General features: G+C 44.8%; 16 protein-coding genes and 1 tRNA gene. 7 read left to right on the plus strand and 10 right to left on the minus strand.

Going from position 1 to position 20,440, the window contains the following annotated elements; all coding sequences use genetic code 11:
- Positions 1 to 652: 652 nt before the first annotated feature.
- From KYK27_RS13900 to KYK27_RS13915, 4 genes are all read right to left on the minus strand, one after another.
- On the minus strand, positions 653 to 1,936 hold the full coding sequence (locus KYK27_RS13900) for an adenylosuccinate synthase (protein ID WP_199110668.1): 1,284 nt from the start codon (positions 1,934 to 1,936) through the stop codon (positions 653 to 655).
- Between the two features lie 7 nt (positions 1,937 to 1,943).
- Positions 1,944 to 2,294: an STAS domain-containing protein gene (locus KYK27_RS13905; protein WP_199110669.1), complete on the minus strand. Its 351-nt coding sequence runs from the start codon at positions 2,292 to 2,294 to the stop codon at positions 1,944 to 1,946.
- Complete coding sequence (locus KYK27_RS13910; protein ID WP_199110670.1) at positions 2,272 to 2,766, minus strand: Fur family transcriptional regulator; 495 nt, start codon at positions 2,764 to 2,766, stop codon at positions 2,272 to 2,274. Before KYK27_RS13910 ends, KYK27_RS13905 begins: the two co-directional genes overlap by 23 nt.
- Before the next feature lie 63 nt (positions 2,767 to 2,829).
- Positions 2,830 to 5,016 (minus strand): RelA/SpoT family protein, encoded by a 2,187-nt coding sequence (locus KYK27_RS13915; RefSeq protein ID WP_233150450.1) that lies wholly within the window; start codon positions 5,014 to 5,016, stop codon positions 2,830 to 2,832.
- A 385-nt stretch (positions 5,017 to 5,401) separates the two neighbouring features.
- Here KYK27_RS13915 and KYK27_RS13920 point away from each other — a divergent pair.
- The 4 genes from KYK27_RS13920 (at position 5,402) to clpX (ending at position 9,244) form a co-directional block, all read left to right on the plus strand.
- Positions 5,402 to 5,483 (plus strand) — tRNA-Leu (locus KYK27_RS13920).
- A 75-nt stretch (positions 5,484 to 5,558) separates the two neighbouring features.
- Positions 5,559 to 6,881 carry a trigger factor gene (gene tig / locus KYK27_RS13925; protein ID WP_199110671.1) on the plus strand — a complete coding sequence of 441 codons (1,323 nt, stop codon included), beginning with the start codon at positions 5,559 to 5,561 and terminating at the stop codon, positions 6,879 to 6,881.
- A gap of 92 nt (positions 6,882 to 6,973) precedes the next feature.
- The gene (locus KYK27_RS13930) at positions 6,974 to 7,672 is read left to right on the plus strand and encodes a ClpP family protease (protein ID WP_255532171.1); all 699 of its coding nucleotides are present in this window, start codon (positions 6,974 to 6,976) and stop codon (positions 7,670 to 7,672) included.
- Positions 7,673 to 8,014: 342 nt separating this feature from the next.
- A complete protein-coding gene (gene clpX / locus KYK27_RS13935) occupies positions 8,015 to 9,244 on the plus strand; it encodes an ATP-dependent Clp protease ATP-binding subunit ClpX (protein ID WP_199110672.1) in 1,230 nt (409 codons plus the stop codon).
- Between the two features lie 360 nt (positions 9,245 to 9,604).
- Here clpX and purE read toward each other — a convergent pair whose 3' ends face one another.
- Together purE and KYK27_RS13945 are read right to left on the minus strand one after the other, a co-directional pair.
- Complete coding sequence (gene purE / locus KYK27_RS13940; RefSeq protein WP_199110673.1) at positions 9,605 to 10,132, minus strand: 5-(carboxyamino)imidazole ribonucleotide mutase; 528 nt, start codon at positions 10,130 to 10,132, stop codon at positions 9,605 to 9,607.
- 4 nt (positions 10,133 to 10,136) lie between these two features.
- Entirely contained in the window at positions 10,137 to 11,267 is a 1,131-nt protein-coding gene (locus KYK27_RS13945) for a 5-(carboxyamino)imidazole ribonucleotide synthase (protein ID WP_199110674.1), read from the minus strand.
- 160 nt (positions 11,268 to 11,427) lie between these two features.
- On the opposite strand from KYK27_RS13945, the gene KYK27_RS13950 reads away from it, so the two are divergent.
- The 3 genes from KYK27_RS13950 (at position 11,428) to hemE (ending at position 13,845) form a co-directional block, all read left to right on the plus strand.
- Positions 11,428 to 12,051, plus strand: coding sequence for a MarC family NAAT transporter (locus KYK27_RS13950; RefSeq protein ID WP_199110675.1), 624 nt, complete (start codon positions 11,428 to 11,430; stop codon positions 12,049 to 12,051).
- A 75-nt stretch (positions 12,052 to 12,126) separates the two neighbouring features.
- Positions 12,127 to 12,678, plus strand: a complete 552-nt coding sequence (locus KYK27_RS13955; protein WP_219337372.1) for a hypothetical protein — start codon at positions 12,127 to 12,129, stop codon at positions 12,676 to 12,678.
- Between the two features lie 129 nt (positions 12,679 to 12,807).
- On the plus strand, positions 12,808 to 13,845 hold the full coding sequence (gene hemE, locus KYK27_RS13960) for a uroporphyrinogen decarboxylase (protein ID WP_199110677.1): 1,038 nt from the start codon (positions 12,808 to 12,810) through the stop codon (positions 13,843 to 13,845).
- A 161-nt stretch (positions 13,846 to 14,006) separates the two neighbouring features.
- On the opposite strand, the gene KYK27_RS13965 is transcribed toward hemE, so the two are convergent.
- From KYK27_RS13965 to KYK27_RS13980, 4 genes are read right to left on the minus strand one after another with little or no spacing between them, the layout of a single operon-like run.
- Positions 14,007 to 15,806 (minus strand): TrkH family potassium uptake protein, encoded by a 1,800-nt coding sequence (locus tag KYK27_RS13965; RefSeq protein WP_199110678.1) that lies wholly within the window; start codon positions 15,804 to 15,806, stop codon positions 14,007 to 14,009.
- 32 nt (positions 15,807 to 15,838) lie between these two features.
- Positions 15,839 to 17,638, minus strand: coding sequence for a TrkH family potassium uptake protein (locus KYK27_RS13970; protein WP_199110679.1), 1,800 nt, complete (start codon positions 17,636 to 17,638; stop codon positions 15,839 to 15,841).
- Positions 17,619 to 18,638, minus strand: a complete 1,020-nt coding sequence (locus KYK27_RS13975) for a bifunctional heptose 7-phosphate kinase/heptose 1-phosphate adenyltransferase (protein WP_199110680.1) — start codon at positions 18,636 to 18,638, stop codon at positions 17,619 to 17,621. The genes KYK27_RS13970 and KYK27_RS13975 overlap by 20 nt, the downstream gene beginning before the upstream one ends.
- A complete protein-coding gene (locus KYK27_RS13980; RefSeq protein ID WP_199110681.1) occupies positions 18,638 to 19,852 on the minus strand; it encodes a pyridoxal phosphate-dependent aminotransferase in 1,215 nt (404 codons plus the stop codon). The genes KYK27_RS13975 and KYK27_RS13980 overlap by 1 nt, the downstream gene beginning before the upstream one ends.
- Positions 19,853 to 20,440: the final 588 nt, after the last annotated feature.

The following is a 20,440-nucleotide window of genomic DNA, read 5'->3' on the forward strand; positions in this document are numbered from 1 at the left end:
TGGGAGTGCAAAGGTAGTAGCTTTTTTTCAATCTGCAATACCCCGAGCAAAATCTTTTTTTTTCTTTTCTTTTCAGCTTCCGGTGAAGCGCCTGGTTCCTGTCAAACCGGGTTGCAAAGGTAACACCCTTTAGGCGATGTTTGCAAGGGGTGAAGAAAATAAATTCGGAAGTTTTTTTTTCAGAAGGCCGTAGCGCTAATCGCTGCTGTTGTCACCGTAAAGGGGATTTACGCCCCGCTCGCCTAGTGTCTTTTCTGCCCTTCGCTTCCTTTCCCTTCCTGCTGAACGGGTTGCAAAAGTACGCACTCTTTGTTAACATGCAAGGCCTCAAGCTCAAGTTTTTCTGTCTGCACCGCTAAGTGGCTGGAAACCTGAAACATTCTTTTTTAGTCGCTGTTAGCTATCGGGGTTAAAGATGCTTTGCCTGACTTCCGTCTTACTTTCCTTCCCCGTTCGCCCGGCGGCCCCGGACGTGAAGTGATAACAGCCATTTGACCTCGGAAAGTTCCCGAGAGCAGATTAATTTAAAGCTTTAGTTTCTATAGTGTCCTTGTTATAGTATAGAACTAGAGTTTAAGTATAGATAACCTTTCAAACTATAAACAAGAAAGGCTCCCTATGACAGGAGCCTTTCTTTGTATTCATTCAAAAGCTAAACTTTTTCAGCTTCTCTTTTCAAGGTACTCTTTCTATCTGGCCCTACCGAAACTATAGTTATAGGCACATTTAGATGAGACTCTATATAAGAGAGGTAATTTTTAAAGGCTTCAGGTAAATCTTCAGTAGCCTCTATTTTATTTAAGTCAACTCTCCAACCTGGCAGTTCTTCATAAATCGGCTCCAGTCCTTCTTCGTCTAAAGAATGCGGAAGCTGATCAGTTATCTCCCCCGAAGCTAGCTTATAGTGCGTACATACTTTTATAGTATCAAAATCTGTCAGCACATCTGCTTTCATCATATTAAGCTGGGTAACCCCGTTCAGCATGATACTATACTTAAGTGTTGGCAGATCTACCCAACCACAACGGCGCGGACGACCAGTTGTTGAACCAAACTCGCGGCCTGCTTGACGGATAGCCTCTCCTTCTTCGTTCAGTAACTCTGTTGGGAATGGACCACTACCTACACGTGTGCAGTACGCTTTAAAGATTCCATATACTTCGCCTATATATTTTGGAGCTACACCTAAGCCGGTACACGCACCTGCTACCATAGTAGTAGAAGAGGTTACAAACGGATAAGTTCCGAAATCAACATCCAGTAAAGAGCCTTGAGCACCTTCTGCAAGAATACGCTTCCCACTTTGCAGTGCTTCGTTGATCAAATACTCTGTGTCAGCCAGTTTTAAGGTGCGCAGGTAATCTACAGCCTCGAAGAACAATTGCTCCTGTTCGCCTAATTCCAACGACTGGCCATAGAACTCAACAGTTTTGCGATGGCGTTCTACCAGTTTATTATAACGGTCTTTAAAATCAGCAGCCAGGATATCACCAACACGCAAACCAACACGACCAATTTTATCCTGGTAAGTCGGGCCTATACCTTTTAAAGTAGAACCGATCTTGCCGCTACCCAATGCTTCTTCGGATACTCTGTCTAGAACCTTATGCGACGGTAGAATCAGTGAAGCTTTCTTGGAGATGTACAGGTTTTGGGCAGCATCTACACCGCGGTCCTGCAGTTTCTGCATCTCGATGCGGAATACGATCGGGTCCAGCACTACGCCATTCCCGATAACATTCTGAATATGAGAGTGGAAGATACCTGACGGGATCTGGTGCAGCACATGTTTGGTGCCTTCAAACTCTAACGTATGTCCTGCATTCGGACCACCCTGGAAACGGGCTACAATGTCATAGGTGGGTGCCAGTACGTCAACGATTTTGCCTTTGCCTTCGTCGCCCCACTGCAGACCTAATAAAATATCAACTGCCATTTAAGTGTTAGTAAATTGATTCTTTTAAGAATTGTGCCGCGTAATCGTCGTTTTCAGCAATCGTGAAAATAGCATTGAGCTTTGTAACGATCAGCAGCTTGCGGATATGTTCTGATGGTTTAATGAGTACGAGCTCACCGCCCCTGTTTCTGAATTTAGTAAGCAACGATACAAGCACGCCCATACCACTGCTATCCATAAACCTTACATTAGAGAGATCGACCGCACAAAGAAAAACTTTACCATCCTGTAGTCCATCCACTTCTTCAATCATCTGATGCGTATCTTTCCCGACTATAAGGTCACCCTCCAGCCGTACGAATAGCACATCATCTTTAAGCTCTGTCTGGTACTTCATGTTTTTGCTCTGTAGTCGCTTTTTTGGCGCGGCAATCGCCGCAAATACCGTAAAGGTTTAGAGAATGATGCAAGATATGAAAATTTAGTAGTTCGCCCACCATAGTTTGGATCTGATGTACCCTTGGATCGCAAAATTCAACCACTTTATGGCATTCTGTACAAATCACATGGTCGTGCTGGCGATAGCCGTATGATTTCTCGTATTGCGCCAGGTTGCGGCCAAACTGATGCTTGCTTACAAGGTCGTTTTCTACCAGCAGGTCCAGGGTGTTATAAACTGTTGCCCTGCTCACGCGGTAGTTTTTGTTCTTCATGCTTATATAAAGCGACTCTACATCAAAGTGCCCGTCACGGGAGTAGATCTCTTCCAGGATAGCATAGCGCTCCGGCGTTTTGCGAAGGCCCTTGCTTTCCAGGTAGGCGGTAAAAATCTTCTTTACCTCTTCAAATTTTATAGGATTTAATACCATGTGCTTGTTTTATAGTTTGCTGCCAGCTCTAGAGCATCTTTAAAATTCGTTTTTTCCATGCTCTTAATCGAAACGCTCAACGGTAAGTATACCGTTCACTTTCCCCATGCGCTGCATCAGTTTATCGAGGTGGCCGGTATCGTTCACGAACACCATTATATTACCTTCAAAAATGCCGTCATGCGAATCTATAGTTATAGAGCGCATGTTTACCCGTAAGCTGTTTGAGATAATGCGTGTCAGGTCATTTACCAAACCTACCCTATCGGTACCTTTTATCCGGATACCAGCCAGGAAAGCCAGTTCTTTCTGATCTGTCCATTTTGCTCTTACCACGCGGTTACCATAGTTCGACATCAGTTCGATAGCGCGCTGGCAGTTGGTACGGTGTATTTCAATATCTTCATCACCGGTCTCGAAGCCAAAAACATCATCGCCCGGTATCGGGTTACAACAGCCGGCTATCTTATAGTTCATGTTAGAGGTATTTTCCCCTATCACGAGCATATCAGAGTTTACACCACGAATTTTCTGCACTTCCCTGTCAAAACTTTTCGGATCAAGAGTAGAGCTTCCTTTTTCGGCGGTGGCAGTGAAGATAACTTCTTTAATGTTTTTTGTATCGATGTGACCAGTGGCCAGTCTATAGTATAAGTCCTGAACCGATGGCACATTAAAGAAAGCCATCAACTTATTCATGTTTGCCTGGTTATCGGCTACTTTGAGCTGCGCCAGACGCTTATCAAGCAAAACCTTACCCTGTTCTGTTTTATGTTTGCGTTCCTCACGCAGCGCCTCTTTTATGCGGGACCGCGCCTTGGAAGTGACCGCGTAGTTTAGCCATTCCTCGTTAGGCTTTTGTTTTTGCGAAGTTAGAATCTCCACCTGGTCTCCGTTATAAAGCCTATAGCTGAGTGGCACCAGTTTCTGATTAACCTTTGCACCCAGGCATTGTAATCCTATCTGGCTATGGATCTCAAAAGCAAAATCCAGGGCAGTTGCTTTATCCGGCAAAATGATCAGTTCACCTTTCGGCGTAAATACAAACACCTCTTCCACGAAAAGGTTTTTGCGGAACTCATCCATAAACTCAAGCGCGTTGCCGGTATTGTTCTCCAGCATATCACGCACTTTATTTATCCATTGCTCCAGACCCGATTCGTTGCCGGCGCCATCTTTATATTTCCAGTGTGCAGCGTAACCACGTTCGGCAATCTCATCCATACGCTTGGTACGAATCTGCACCTCTACCCACTGACCAGACTTACTCATTACCGTAGTATGCAGCGATTCGTAGCCGTTAGCTTTTGGCGTATTTACCCAGTCGCGGAGGCGGTCCGGGTTTGGCTGGTAAAAGTCTGTTATAATAGAGTAAACCTGCCAACAGGCTGCTTTCTCATTTTCGAAGGGTACATCCAGTGTAATACGGATGGCAAACAGGTCATACACCTCTTCGAATGTAATGTTCTGTTTCTTTATCTTTTTAAGGATGGAGTAAATAGACTTTGGCCGGCCTTTTATATTAAATTTAAAGCCATGCTTGTCCAGTTCCTCCTCTATAGGCGCAATAAAATCTTTAATAAACTTACTGCGAGCGGCACGGGTCTGCCTGATCTTGTTTGATATATCCTTATAGGTCGCTGTATCGGTATACTTTAAGTACAGATCCTCAAGCTCCGATTTAATGGCGTATAAACCCAGGCGATGCGCAAGTGGCGCATACAGGTACATGGTCTCAGATGCAATCTTCAGCTGCTTGTGGCGGGGCATGCTATCGAGCGTACGCATGTTATGCAGACGGTCAGCCAGCTTTATCAATATAACCCGTACATCGTCGCTGAGGGTAAGCAGCATTTTACGGAAGTTCTCGGCTTGCTGCGAGGTACCGTAATCAAAAACACCGGAGATCTTGGTAAGCCCTTCTATAATGCGCGCTACACTTGGCCCGAAGTCACGTTCAACGTCTTCGATCTCCATTTCGGTATCTTCCACCACATCGTGCAAAAGCGCTGCAACTATAGAAGTAGTACCCAGGCCAATTTCCTCTACAGCGATCTGTGCAACTGCTATCGGGTGATAGATATAAGGCTCACCGGATTTGCGACGCATATCTTTATGCGCCTCTACAGATGTGTTAAAGGCTTTTTTTATAATCTTGGCATCGTTATCCCTTAAAAAGGGTTTGGCATGCCGAAGTAATCTTCTGTATAGTCGTAAGATCTCTTTGCGTTCAGCTTCCGGATCGATCATAGTAATAATAGGGTATCAAAAAAAGCGGGTAACCACTAGACAGCTATGCAACCCTTTATCTATATAAGTATAAAACAGCTGCTAACCTAGTAAGTTTCAAATATACAGGATAAATAGCTGCTTTCAATAGGAGCACTCAAAAGCTGCACGGTATAGTTATAAAAATCTATCCGGTAACTATAACTATGGCTGAAGAAGCACTAATAGCATACTGGTTTGCATGGCCTGAACTATAGTTTGAAAAATTTATTTAACTCTAAATAAAACATAATTAACATGTTACCTATGAGACCTGAAAAATAATTGACTTTTTTTTGGGGCAGGTATTGCAAATAAGAATCTGCGTTGTAATTTTGCATCATCATTACAAACAAGCACACATTATGCGGATGTGGCGAAATTGGTAGACGCACTAGACTTAGGATCTAGCGCTGCGAGGCATGGGGGTTCGAGTCCCTCCATCCGCACAACACAAACGAACCCTCAGCAGTCATGTTGGGGGTTTGTTATTACTGGATGTACCAAATTAAAAATTTATAGCCTTGAATATTACATTAAACCAAACCGACAGCACTAACGCGCAACTGAAGGTGGTTCTGGAAGAAGCGGATTACGCTTCTAAGGTAGACCAGCAGGTAAAGGAATTCAGCAAAAAAGCACAGATCAAAGGTTTCAGACCTGGTAAAGTGCCTGCCGGCCTTGTTAAAAAAATGTATGGCAAGAGCATCCTGGTAGAGCAGATCAACAAATTGCTTCAGGAAGAGATCTCTAAATACATAAAGGATAATGATGTAAAACTGCTGGGCGAACCACTTCCGGAGCCAAGCCAGGCTAACATTGACTGGGATAACCAGAAAGACTTTGAATTTACGTATGCTGTTGGTTTACTGCCTGACTTCAACCTTCCGTTGGATAAGAGCGTAGACGGTTACGCAATTGAACTGGACAAGAAAACAATTGACGAGGCTTACGAAAACATTAAGCGCCAGTTTGGTAAAACCACTAACCCTGAAACATCAGAAGAAGGTGATTTTATTTATGGTGACCTGAAGCAGGTTGACGGTGAGTTTGAGTCTAAGACGTTGATTCCGACAAGCCGCGTTGTTGCTGGCAAAGAGCAGTTTATCGGTGTTAAAGCTGGTGATGTTATCAAGTTTGACATCCGTAAAGCTTTTGGTGATGACAATGCTGCCCTTGCACACGTAACCGGCCTGAGCAAAGAAGTAACAGCTGAGCTGAATGGTGAATTTGAATTTACTGTAGAGAAGATCAACCGCACAGAAGAAGCTGAGTTAAATCAAGAACTTTTCGATAAGCTTTTCGGTAAAGACGCAATAACTACTGAAGAGGAGTTTGATGCGAAGATCCGTGAGACTATAAAAGAAAACTACGACCGTGAAGCTGATAACCTGCTTAACCGCAACATCATCGACACACTGGTTGACAACGTAGCTGTTGATATTCCTGCTGATTTCTTTAAGCGCTGGTTACAGGTTACAAACGAAGGCCGTTTAACAACTGAGCAGATCGAAGAAAACTTTGACAAATACACCAAGGAGTTAAAGTGGTCGATGATCAAGAACAAGGTTGTTGAAGAGAACGAGCTGAAAGTGAGCAACGATGAAGTTGTAAGCAGCACGAAAGAGAAGATGATGGCGCAGTTTAACATGCCGGAGATACCAGAAGAACTGGCTGAAAGCATGAACAACTATGCACAGCAGTATCTGCAGCAGGATAACGGCCGTAACTATATTAATGAGTACGAGCAACTGCTGGCCGAGAAGGTGCTCGCAAAACTAAAAGAAAAGATGACTGTTGTAGAGAAAAGCATCTCTGCAGAGGACTTCAGAAACTTATCGTTCTAATCTGAGCGAATAAGTTTATATATTACCAAAAAAGTCCTTTAGTTTTAAAGGACTTTTTTATTTTTGACAAAACCGTAACACAAACAACTATGATGTTTAACAAAGACGAGTTCCGCAAATTCGCTGTAAAAGGCCAGGGCCTTAGCGGGCTGGGCGTAGACCAATATATCCATCACATAGAAGGAAAGGCCATGCACAACATCGAGAGCATGACGCGCTCGGTAATTGAGGAACGCCCTACTAACTTCCGTGAGATCGACGTTTTCTCACGCCTGATCATGGACCGTATTATTTTCCTTGGCACGCAGGTAGATGATTTTATCGCTAACATCATCACAGCACAGTTGCTGTTCCTGGAGTCGGCGGACGCGAAGAAGGACATTCTATTATATATTAACTCACCGGGTGGTTCGGTGTATGCCGGTCTGGGTATTTACGATACCATGCAATATGTGAACCCTGATGTGGCAACGATCTGTACTGGTCTGGCTGCAAGTATGGGGGCTGTATTGCTGGCTGGTGGTGCTAAAGACAAGCGTTCTGCTCTGCCTCACTCCCGCGTTATGATTCACCAGCCGATGGGTGGTGCACAGGGACAGGCAACTGATATAGAGATCACAGCCCGCGAGATCCTGAAACTGAAGAAGGAGCTTTATGAGATTCTAGCTTCGCACTCAGGCAAATCGTACCAGGATATTTACGACAACTCGGAGCGTGACTACTGGATGCGTGCCGAAGAAGCAAAAGAATTTGGTTTGATTGATGAGGTACTGACCCGCAAGAAGCAGTAATCAGTTTGACCAGCTATAAACCATAAGCCCACTTCCCAAATCGGAGTGGGCTTATGGTTTATAGTTACTTTATAGTACACCAACTATAGCCCTAACTGAAAAGTGAAAGAATCTCAAACAATTTATCAACAGGGCTATGTGGATACCTTCTTCGTATAACAAACTATAAATCAAACCTTTGACCAAAAATAGAGTAATATAAATAATTTAATTTTTAGGGTATTTTTGAGCGTTTTGCTAAGGATGTCTTAAATTTTTTATGTTTTATTAAACTTCCAATTTTGTACCTTTGTTTTGAGCGTGAAAATATTCGCTCTTAATTCCCCGTACCAACTAATACTTATGGCTGAAATTACGTGCTCATTTTGCGGCAAAAACAAGAAGGATGTATCGGTAATGATTTCCGGTATAAATGCGCATATCTGTGACAGATGTATCGGGCAGGCACAACAGATCCTGAACGAGGAGAACAAGATAAGAGCGAATAGCCGTAGCCCTAAGTTTAACCTGATGAAGCCGCGCGAGATGAAAACATATCTCGACCAGTTTGTGGTAGGCCAGGATGATGCGAAGAAGGTAATGTCAGTAGCGGTTTATAACCACTACAAGCGCCTGATGCAGCACAACGAAGGGGAAGCCGAGGAAGTAGTGATCGAGAAATCGAATATTATTATGGTTGGCGAAACCGGAACCGGTAAAACTTACCTGGCCCGTATGATGGCCGGCATTCTGCAGGTTCCTTTCTGTATTGCCGATGCAACCGTATTGACTGAAGCTGGTTACGTTGGTGAAGACGTTGAGAGTATACTTACCCGTTTATTACAGGCCGCAGACTATAACGTGGAAGCTGCTGAACGTGGTATTGTTTATATTGATGAGATCGATAAAATTGCCCGTAAGAGCGATAACCCATCTATTACCCGCGATGTAAGCGGCGAAGGTGTACAGCAGGCCCTGCTTAAGTTACTGGAAGGTACGGTAGTAAACGTGCCACCACAAGGCGGACGCAAGCACCCTGAGCAGAAAATGATCACTGTAAATACAGAGAACATCCTGTTCATTTGTGGTGGTGCTTTTGTTGGTATCGACAGACTGATCAAAAACCGTTTGAATACCCGCCCAATTGGTTTCTCTAAATCGAAGCAGGACGATAACGAAGAAGGTGAAAACTTCCTGCGTTATTTATCGGCACAGGATCTGAAAAACTTTGGCTTGATACCTGAGCTTATCGGTCGTCTGCCAGTATTAACGCATCTTGACCCGCTTGATAAAGAAACACTGAGACTGATCTTACTGGAGCCTAAGAACTCTATCGTGAAGCAGTACAAGCGCCTGTTCGAGATGGAGAACATTAACCTGAGCTTTGACGAAGGTGCCCTGGAGTACATTGTAGAGAAAGCAGCTGAGTATAAGCTTGGTGCCCGTGGTCTGCGCTCTATCTGCGAAGGTATTATGACAGACGCTATGTTCGATCTGCCATCAGAAGAAGGAACTCATGACTTGGTTATAACAGGTGATTATGCCCGTGAAAAGTTTGAGAAATCAAGCCTTAAGAAATTGAAAGTAGCGTAACGCTCACTTATAGTTAAAAACAAAGATCCCCGGTAGTTTAGATTACCGGGGATCTTTGTTTTTATAGGTTTTGTGTCTGCTCTCGCTCGCGTCCCGCGAGTTTGAGGTATTCGGTAGCGTCTCGCCACTTTGCCATACTATAGCTCTTTCGGACATCCTTGTCCGAAAGCCATCTGCCGGGGATTTCCTAATCCCCGTATTACGAATAACGCGGACTAAGAAGTCCGCAGCAGATTTGGTTCCGGACATGGATGTCCGGAACAGCAGTAAGTAACTTCGAACTATAGTTTACACGGGCCGGAGGCCTAGCTATAGTTCGACACGAGCGAGGACGCTCGCTCCATTGTATGCAATTATAGCTTAATCCAAATCTCTGTCGCCACGCTTCAATTCATCTACGGAGCGCATTACTTTATCTTTCAGGCCTGATTTATATTTCTCCAGTTTATCAGCAACGGCAGCGTTTGTTGTTCCGATGATCTGAGCGGCTAAAATTCCTGCATTTAGAGCACCATCTAACGCAACTGTTGCCACTGGTACGCCACCTGGCATCTGAAGTATAGAAAGCACTGAATCCCAGCCATCTATAGAATTACTTGATTTTACAGGCACACCGATAACAGGCAGTGTTGTAAGAGAAGCAACCATACCCGGCAGATGTGCGGCGCCGCCAGCTCCGGCTATAATCACCTTCAACCCTTTTTTGCGCGCTTGCTCAGCATATTCGAACATGCGGTGCGGGGTGCGGTGCGCCGAAACTATAGTTAGTTCATATGGTACGCCCAGGGTTTCCAGTATTTCGGCAGCGGCATCCATAATTTTAAGGTCAGACTGGCTGCCCATGATTATACCTACTAAAGGTTGTGTATGTGTAGTTTGCTCGGCCATCGTTTTATGCTTTTACTTTTATTACGTTTTTAATTTGCTCGGCACGCTGCTGCGCTTCTTCTATCGTTTGCCCCAGCACAGTAATGTGTCCCATTTTGCGGGCAGGCCGGGTATACTTTTTACCGTATAGATGGATGTAAACGCCCGGTACAGCCAAAGCTTCCTGCAAGCCTTCGTACTTCGCTTCGCCATCAAAACCAGGTTCGCCGAGCAGGTTCAGCATTACGGCGGCGCTTTGTATCTCGGTAGAGCCCAGCGGCAGGTTAAGGATAGCGCGCAGATGTTGTTCGTATTGCGAGGTATAGTTGGCTTTTATTGTATGGTGGCCGCTGTTGTGCGGACGAGGCGCTACTTCATTTACCAGGATCAGCCCATCTTTGGTCAGGAACATTTCCACAGCCAAGATGCCCACCATATCAAAAGCTTCAATTACGCGGGTGGCAATCTCAATGGCGTAGCGCTGTAATTTATAAGCTACATTGGCCGGCGCGAAAAGCGAATCAACTAAATTATGCTCCGGATGAAAACTCAGCTCTACTACCGGGAAAGCCGTAACTTCACCATTTGCATTGCGGGCAACTATGACGGATATCTCTTTCTCAAAATCAACCAGCTTCTCCAGCACACTTGGCTCTTCAAAGGCTTTCACGAAATCAGCTTCGTTTGTTAAACGGGTAACTCCTCTCCCATCATAACCTTCGCGGCGCAGCTTCTGGAATGCAGGCAGGAACGCTGTATTTTGCTCCAACTCGGTCTTATCTGCCAGAATTATAAAGTCTGAGGTCGGGATGTTGTGTTTGCGGAAGAACTCTTTCTGCAGGCCTTTGTCCTGAATAGTGCGAACAGTCTTGGCATCAGGGTAAACTTTTACACCTTCCTGCTCCAGCTTTTCAAGGGCATCTGCGTTTACGTGCTCAATTTCTATAGTTAGAATATCGCACTGCTTACCAAACTCATATACGGTGTCAAAATCGCGGAAGCTGCCTACAAAAAACTCGTTGCAGATATCCTTGCAAGGTGCATTCTCATCGGGGTCCAGCACTAAGGTATAGATGTTAAAATCGAGCCCGGCCTGCATCAGCATACGGCCCAGTTGCCCGCCGCCCAGTATACCAAGCTTTACTTCTCCTTTCATAGATAGGGTTTTGAGTGTTCGTTCCTCAAAAATAAGGATTATAGTTAAACCTACCCGCCACAACTATAGTAATATGCAGCTACAACAAGATAGACTTTGATTTATATACGCAAAGCCTTATATTGATAGCTTAACTTTTTTTGAAACCGCACAATCTTTAATGGAAATCATACTTGCCACTTTTTCTGCATTATTCTCTGTAGTAAACCCGTTCGGCGCCATGCCGGTCTTTCTTACGCTTACCCAGGACGATACGCCGGCGCACCGTAACCAGCAGGCCCTGAAAGCTTGTTTATACATGGTGGGTATCCTGGCAGTGTTTTTCCTGGCAGGGCAGTATGTACTTAACTTTTTTGGTATCCGTATCCACGATTTGCGCATTGCAGGTGGCCTGATGATCATGCGTGCTGGTTTTGAGTTGCTTTCGCCAGGAGCAAGCAAGAAGAAGATATCACCGGAAGTTGTGGAAGAAGGGCAGCATAAAGAGGACATCTCATTTACGCCGCTGGCCATGCCGATGCTTTCCGGTCCCGGAGCCATTGCGGTAAGTATAGCCATGTATACCACCTCGCTTTCTTACCTGGATATGGCTTTGATTCTGGTATCAATCGTGTTGCTGGCGATAGTTTGCTATATTATCCTACGTTTCTCGCATCAGCTTACACGCTATATGGGCAAATCTGGGTTGTCGGCCCTCTCGCGCATTATGGGTTTTATAGTTTTATCTATCGGGGTAAACTTTATAGTTTCAGCTATTTATGCGCTGTTCTTTACAGGGCGGTAGGTTTTCCAGTAGATATCAGGAAAGATGAAAAACTCGATTTTAGCAATATTACTTTTAGCTTGTTTATCATGTCACGTGAAGGATGAGAAAGCTAAAGCTATTGCAGAATCCGAAAACATAAGATATAAGGTAGGTCTACAGTCTATCGGTAACGATTGGAAACTCGACTCAACATTTAAATTTCTTTCTATTCATCCCAATTTTATCATTGTAGATAGAAAACTGCAGAATACAGCAGATCAAGCTATATTTTACATAGCTGATTATTTATCCAATAAGAATGGAGATGAGAGAAAGGTGGTTTACTTACGAAATGAGAATGGCAACGCCAGGGTTGTTAAAGAAGAAGATTCTTTTGTAACCGAGTACAATAACACTGGAAAAGTAATTCTAAATTTCACTTATAACTATGATTTAAAGGAAAAGTCTTTTTGTGTAGACTCACTACCTAGTATCGAACTTGTAGAATTGAATCAAGCAGAATTTGAGCGTATGATTAAAGGGGCAAAAGAGATTGATGCAGAAATCTGTGGTACAGCGGCTGATGAGATTCTCACTAAAGGCTTTCCTAAAAAACATACTTTCATTCAGGAAGATGAATTTAAAATGAGATTAAAGATTTTATAGAACGAGCAATAAGTCTTTAAACTATAGTTCTTCCCCAAACCACACCTCACAAAACCAAGTAAACATTCCCAATAGTTTGGTGATAACGATCACCTTCACATAGTCGGCAATTTAGATTATCTTTGCGCCATGCAATTGAAGAACGACCTGCTTATTAGAGCTGCCAAAGGAGAACCTGTTGAGCGCACACCGGTATGGCTGATGCGCCAGGCCGGCAGAATTTTACCTGAATACAGAGCCGTACGCGAAAGCCTGAGCGGTTTTAAGGAACTGGTGGAAACCCCTGAGTTTGCTGCCGAGGTAACAATACAACCTGTTGATATTCTGGATGTAGATGCGGCCATTATCTTTTCGGATATACTGGTAGTACCGGAAGCGATGGGCTGTACCTACGAAATGGTAGAAAAACGTGGCCCTTGGTTCCCGAATACGATAAGAACAGAAGCCGATCTTAAGAAGCTTCGCGTGGCCGACCCGCATGAGCACCTGCATTATGTGCTGGATGCCATAAAGGTTACCAAAAAAGCACTGAACGGTCGTGTGCCGCTTATCGGTTTTGCCGGTGCACCCTGGACAATTATGGCTTACATGGTAGAGGGCAGTGGTTCTAAAACGTTCTCGCATGCGCGTGGTATGTTATACACTAACCCTACGCTGGCGCACCAAATGCTCCGCATGATAACCGACACAACTATAGCTTACTTAAAAGCGCAGGTTGAGGCAGGTGCTAACTTAATACAGATATTCGATTCATGGGCAGGCATTCTTACGCCGGCGCATTACCGCGAATTCTCGTTGCCATACATCAGTGAGATCTGTAATGCCATCCGCGATGTGCCTGTAACAGTATTTGCGAAAGGCGCTTTCTTTGCCCTTGAGGATTTCGCAAAACTGAATTGCGAAACTATAGGTCTTGACTGGAACATGGAAGTGGCTCAATCCAGAGCACAAGTTGGTCCGAACAAGACCCTGCAAGGTAACATGGACCCATGCCTGCTTTATAGTTCATTTGACACGATACAGAAAGAAACTATAAAAATGCTGAAGGAATTCGGTCCGCAGCGCCACATTGCCAACCTTGGTCACGGCGTTTACCCGGATACGGACCCAGAAAAAGTAAAATGCTTCGTACAGACAGTGAAAGAGTACGGAGAGTTTAGAAGTTAGAAAGTTGAAGAGTTAGTGAGTTTAGGAGGTATAAACTCCTCCTAAAATAAAGTAAACTAAACTCTGACATAAACCAAAAGAGAAAGGCCTGCAATTGCTGCAGGCCTTTCTCTTTTATCACTTTCTAACTCTTTAACTCACTAACTCTCTAACTATAAAGGTTATCCTACCGGCAAATGGGCTGACGGGTATTTATAGTCTGAAGATGGAACACGGGTACTGAGAGCTAACGCCAGTGTTAAGGTACCAACCCTGCCAATGTACATCGAGAGTATCAGTACCATTTTACCCATATCTGATAATGCAGCTGTAATACCTGTACTATAGCCTACAGTAGCAAATGCGGAAACCTGCTCCAGTGCCAGCCTTATGACATCAAACTGCCCATCTGAAATAGTAAGTATAAATACGGCGACCATATTAAGTATGGCAGCGAATGCAAAAACTGAAAAAGCTTTGTAAGCCACTGAATGCGGAATGGAACGGTTGCCAATTTCCAGGTTTTTTTTGCCGCGTATAGTTGCTATTACCGCCAGCAGAATTACCACAAATGTTGTTGTTTTGATACCACCACCTGTAGAGCCTGGCGATGCCCCGATAAACATCAGGAAAATAAACATCAGCATAGTGGGCGTTGTTAGCTGCGAAATATCAACGGAATTAAAGCCGGCAGTACGTGTAGCCACCGACTGGAAGAAAGAAGCGATCAGGGCTTCTGCAAAACTCAGGTCAGCTAATGTGTTGTAGTACTCCAGTAAAAAGAAACCTATAGTTCCCAGCGCGATCAGGGCTGCAGAAGTATAGATAGTAATGCGCGTTAGTAGTTTCCAGTTTTTCCAGGGAGCATCCATCCGGGTTCGCATAGCCTTTGGGGAAAGCACATCCACTATGGTTGGGAAACCGATACCGCCAAAGATGATAATAAACGCTATAGCCAGGTGCATTATATAGGAGAAGCGCACAGGTTCTGTATAAAAGCCCGCCGGGTAAAGCGAAAAACCAGCATTACAGAACGCCGACACGGCATGGAAGATAGAATAAAATATCTTGCTCCCCAGATTCGGAAACTCTACCTGCGGCCCCCAGGTCATAAAAACAATGGTTGCACCAATACCTTCTATCACAAACGTGAGCACTACAAGCTGCTTTAACAGGCCCTGGGAAGAAAACAGGTTCTCCCCTTCCAAAAGTTCATGCATCGCAACGTGTTGCTTTAAGCCAATCCCCTGCCGCATGATGGAGGCGAAAAAAGTAGCAAACGTTACAATGCCCAAACCACCTAATTGCACCAGCATAAGCAAAACAACCTGGCCTGAGAAAGTAAAATAAGTACCCGGATCTACCACAGCAAGACCAGTTACGCAGGCTGCGCTGGTAGCCATAAACAAAGCATCTATAAACCGCATGCTGCCCTGCACCGTGGTCATTTTAGGCAGCATAAAAAGCCCTGTCCCGATCAATATCAGCAGTATAAAGCTCATGATAAAGACGGTGCCCGGCTTTAGCTGCAGAGTTTTAAGATGTACTTTGGTCTCAAGCAACTCTATAATCAGCAGCACCAGCATGTAAAGCGATACTACCACGCGGTAAACCTCCACTGAAAGCGGTATGCCTATATTCTCGAAGATGTTATAGACGACTGGAAAGTCGAGCAGGTACGTGCCCACCTGGTTTACCAGGATGATGACCATTAACGTGCCCTCGAACCAAGTACGGCGCAGAAATTTTACGCGCTCAAAACTATAGAGAATGCGGAGGAAGTAGATTAAGACAAAGACAGCAAGAATGGCATCGATGGCGAAATAAAGTGATTGTAGATCTACCGGGCTTTCCACTACCCCGTGCGTATAGATCAGCAAACCCACCGAAAGGATGGTGAGCACATAGGTCGTACGCCGCATGAGCGCGTAAACCCTTAATTTACTGCCATAAAGTGCTCTGTTTAGCTGTTCTGTATTCATTTTGCAGTTGCAAATGTAAGCACCTTTATAAATTAACCAACAGCTAAGTGTGTATCCGGGTATTTGTAAGCTGTAGTGTACGCCCGCGTACTGATAGCCAGTGCCAGCGTAAGTGTACCCACCCTGCCAATATACATAGACAATATAATTACAGTTTTACCCATATCAGATAGCCCTGCAGTTATGCCTGTACTTAACCCAACCGTAGCAAAAGCTGAAATCTGCTCAAAAGCCAGGCGTAAAATATCAAACTTGGAATCGGAAATGGAAAGGATGATCAGGAAAAAGACATTGAAAACCACGGCAAACGTAAAAACCGCAAAGGCTTTGTAAGATACCGAATGAGGTATGGTTCTGTTACCGATCTCGACATTCTTCTTGCCAACTATAGTTCGCCAAACCGAAAGTACAATTACTGTAAAAGTTGTTGTTTTTATACCTCCACCCATAGACCCCGGGGATGCCCCGATAAACATCAGTATCATCATAATTAACAGGGCAGGAACTGACACCGCTGAAATGTCTACTGTATGATACCCACCTGAGCGCGTTGTTGCCGATTGGAAAAACGAGGCTATAAGCGATTCTATAAAACTCAGGTGTGAGAGTGTATTATAGTACTCCAGCAGGAAAAAGGCAAGCGTACCAAACGCCAGCAAACCAGCGGACGTGTACACGGTTACTCTTGTTAACAGTTTCCAGTTTCGCCAAGGGGCCTCCATACGCGCGCGCATGGCCTTCGGTGAGAAAAGATCGATTATAGTTGGGAAACCGATTCCACCCAGGATCATCAGCCCTGCAATTACCAGGTGCATCGTATACCAGGATCGGAGCGGATCACTATAAAGGCCTTGTGGGTAGAGCGAAAAACCGGCATTACAGAAACCGGAAATGGAATGGAAAACAGCAAAGAAGATCTTACTCCCTATCACATCAAACTCTGTATTCCACTCCCAGGTCATAAAAATCAGTACCGCCCCGATCGCCTCTATAGACAGCGTCATGATGATGAGCTTGCGAAGCAGGCCTTTGGTAAACGAGATAGACTCACTTTCCATGATCTCATACATAGCCACATGATGCCTAATGCCAATCCCTTCCCGCATGAGCATAGCAAAAAACGTGGCAAAGGTCATTACACCAAGTCCGCCCAGCTGCACCAATGTAAGCAATACCACCTGCCCCGAAAATGTCAGGTAAGTGCCTGGGTCTATTACCGTAAGGCCGGTAATGCAGGACGCACTGGTAGCCATGAACAGCGCATCTATAAACCGCATACCTCCGGCAACAGTGGTCATTTTGGGTAGCATGAAAAGTGCAGTACCAATGCCAATCAGTAAAATAAAACTCATCAGGAAAATTATAGCTGGCTTTACCTGCAGGGTTTTAAGGTGTACTTTGGTCTCGAGCAGCTCAATAATGAGTAACATCAGCATGTACAAAGACACCAGTACCCGATAGATTTCCACAGAAAGCGGAATACCTATCCCTTCAAATAAATTGTAGACAACCGGAAAGTCGAGCAGGTAAGTACCCACCTGGTTTACCAGGATGATGGCCATTAACGTGCCCTCGAACCAGGTACGCCGGAGAAATTTTACACGCTCAAAACTATAGAGAATGCGGAGGAAATAAATAAGAACAAAGACAGCAAGAATGGCATCGATGGCATAGTACAGAAAGCGTAATTTTACCGGGCTCTCCACTACCCCATGCGCATAAATCAGCAAACCCACCGACAGGATGGTGAGCACATAGGTCGTACGCCGCATGAGCGCGTAAGCCTGTAGCTTGCTGCCGTATAGAAACCTGTTAAGAGGTTCGCTGTTCATGCATCTCGAATAGCTTGACCTTCTTTGCTTCGTCCAGTAAGTGTTGCTTGTTTACCGGCACAACGCCGACCTGCTCGCAAACCAGGCCACCACCCAGGTTACTCAGGCCTGCCAGAAACTGAACAGACGTACGTAAGGCCATACAAAGTGCAGCTATACTGATAACTGTATCGCCGGCGCCCGACACATCCGAAATAGACCTGTGATGGGCGTCGATGTAAGTCTTTTCGGTGCCATCAGCTATAAATACACCTCGCTCAGAGAGTGTTACCAGTACCTGTTCTGTTTGCAGGCGTTTCTGTAGTTCGGTAACGGCTCCTTCAAAAGCGTGCAGGTTCTCGTCAGCAAACTCTACCTTCAGGCCTTCTTTCAGTTCTTTCAGGTTTGGTTTAAAAAGAGTACACCCAACAAAGCTCAGGAAGTTTTTCTTTTTCGGGTCGATAACTGTTGGGATGTTGCGCTCGTTGGCCAGCTGGATGAACCGCTTAATATTGGCTTCTGTAAAAACACCTTTGTCGTAATCTTCCAGCACAACTACATCTGCCTTATCCAGCAACTTCAGATAACGCTCCTCCAGGTGGCGGTTATCGTATTCTGTCAGTTCGGTTTCTATCTCGGCATCGATGCGCAACAGCTGCTGGGCACTGGCTATAATGCGGTGTTTTATAGTTGTTACCCGCTCCGGACTCTGCACAATGCCCTCTGCTGAAAGGCCTTTGTCTTCTAAAAGACGCAGGAAATCACCTCCATCCGTATCATCTCCGATCACAGAGCAAAGCAGTGGTGTTGCACCCAAGGCCTGAATATTTAACGCCACGTTTGCAGCGCCACCCAGTCTTTTCTCGCTTTTTACAACGTTAACTATAGGTACCGGTGCTTCCGGCGATATGCGTGTTGATTTACCCCATAAATATGAGTCGATCATCACATCGCCAACTATAAGCACGGTCAGCCCATTAAAGGCTTCAAAAATATGTTCTAAACTATTGATCTGATCCATTACTGAAGTTTAGCCAGGCTCTCCTTAATGCGGCGCAACGCCTCTACCAGTTTCTCGTCGGAAGTAGCATAAGAGAAGCGAACACACTGCGGTGCTCCAAATGCTTCGCCGCTAACTACCGCCACCAGGGCATCGGTAAGTAAATACATGCAGAGATCCAGGGCATTCTGTATTGTTTTTCCTTCGTAGCTCATCCCAAAGTAGTAACTCACATCCGGGAAAATATAAAAAGCTCCTTCAGGCACATTGGTTTTAAATCCGGGAATATCATTCATTAACTCCAGCACCAGGTTACGGCGACGGAAGTAGGCATTACGCATTTCGATGGCAGAATCTTTTCCGCCCTGTAGTGCCGCATAAGCAGCTTTCTGAGCTATAGAACAGGTACCGGAAGTGATCTGGCTCTGCATTTTATCGCAGGCAGCAGCAATATCTTTATGAGCAGCAATATACCCCACACGCCAGCCGGTCATAGCGTACCCTTTTGAGAAGCCATTTACGGTAATAACGCGGTCCTTTATGAAGTCGAAGCTGGCCATGCTGGCATGCTCCCCTTCAAAATTGATGTACTCGTATATCTCATCTGCTATGACATGCACCTTCGGGTATTTCTCCAATACTTTCGCAAGGCCCAGCAATTCTTCTGCAGTAAATACAGAGCCCGTCGGGTTGCATGGCGAAGAATACATGATCAGTTTGGTATTGGATGTAATGGCAGCCTCGAGTTGAGCCGGTGTAACTTTAAAGTCGTTTTCCAGGCTGCCCATCACCTGTACAGGAACACCTTCTGCCAGTTTCACGATCTCTTCATACGATACCCAGTATGGTGAGAAAATAATTACCTCGTCTCCGGGGTTAACCAGGCACATAACGGCATTAGCAATACTTTGCTTGGCTCCGGTAGATACTACTATGTTCTCTGGTTTATAGTCCAGGTTGTTATCGCGCTTAAATTTATCCGCGATGGCCTGTCGTAGTTCCGGGTAACCAGGTACCGGGGTATAAAATGTAAAGCCATCATCAATAGCTTTTTTGGCAGCATCTTTTATGTATTGTGGCGTCTGGAAATCAGGTTCTCCAAAGCTCAGGTTTATCACATCGTGCCCCTGTGCAGCCAGTTCACGGGCTTTTTTAGCCATGGCTATCGTTTGCGACTCAGACAGAGCAGTTATTCTGTCAGATAAAATGCTGCTCACTTCTTTTATATCCTGCATGTAATTTCAATTAAAGGCCCAAAGGTACTTATTCTGTTACAGACTTTCCAGAAAGCAGGCCTGTAAAACAGCATACGGGGTTTTGTTAATCAGGTAAGTTGGTGAATTGTTGCGGAAGTATGAAGTAATCAGGATATAATATTTTGATCATGATTCTGTTTGAAGTGGAGTTTACACAGGATCAGATTGAATGGGGAATATTGGCATTTGCAGTTTTGTTAAGAACTGGAAGCCTATGCAGTTCTTGTTTGTGTTTGAGTTCTATGTCCAACCACCCCCAACCCTTCCTTGTTTAAGGCGGGGAGCTTTTACGGCCTTTGCTATAGCTAAAGGTATGGTTTCATTTTTGCTGATTTAACCCACCCCTACCCCTCCCGAGAGGGGAATTTCTGCTATTGCTATAGTTTGAGTTACAGTTCTATAGTTGGATTTTGTCATCCCCTACCCCCTTCGAAGGGGGACTTTTCTGCTACTACTTTTCAATATGTCATTTCGACCAGCGGGAGAAATCTGAGTTTGCTATAGTTACAGCCTGTGAACAGGACAGGTTTACCTGTCCCTTTGGAATTACTACCACGATCAAGCCAT

The sequence above is a fragment of the Pontibacter populi genome, from assembly GCF_019336435.1.
Classification (GTDB): domain Bacteria; phylum Bacteroidota; class Bacteroidia; order Cytophagales; family Hymenobacteraceae; genus Pontibacter; species Pontibacter humidus.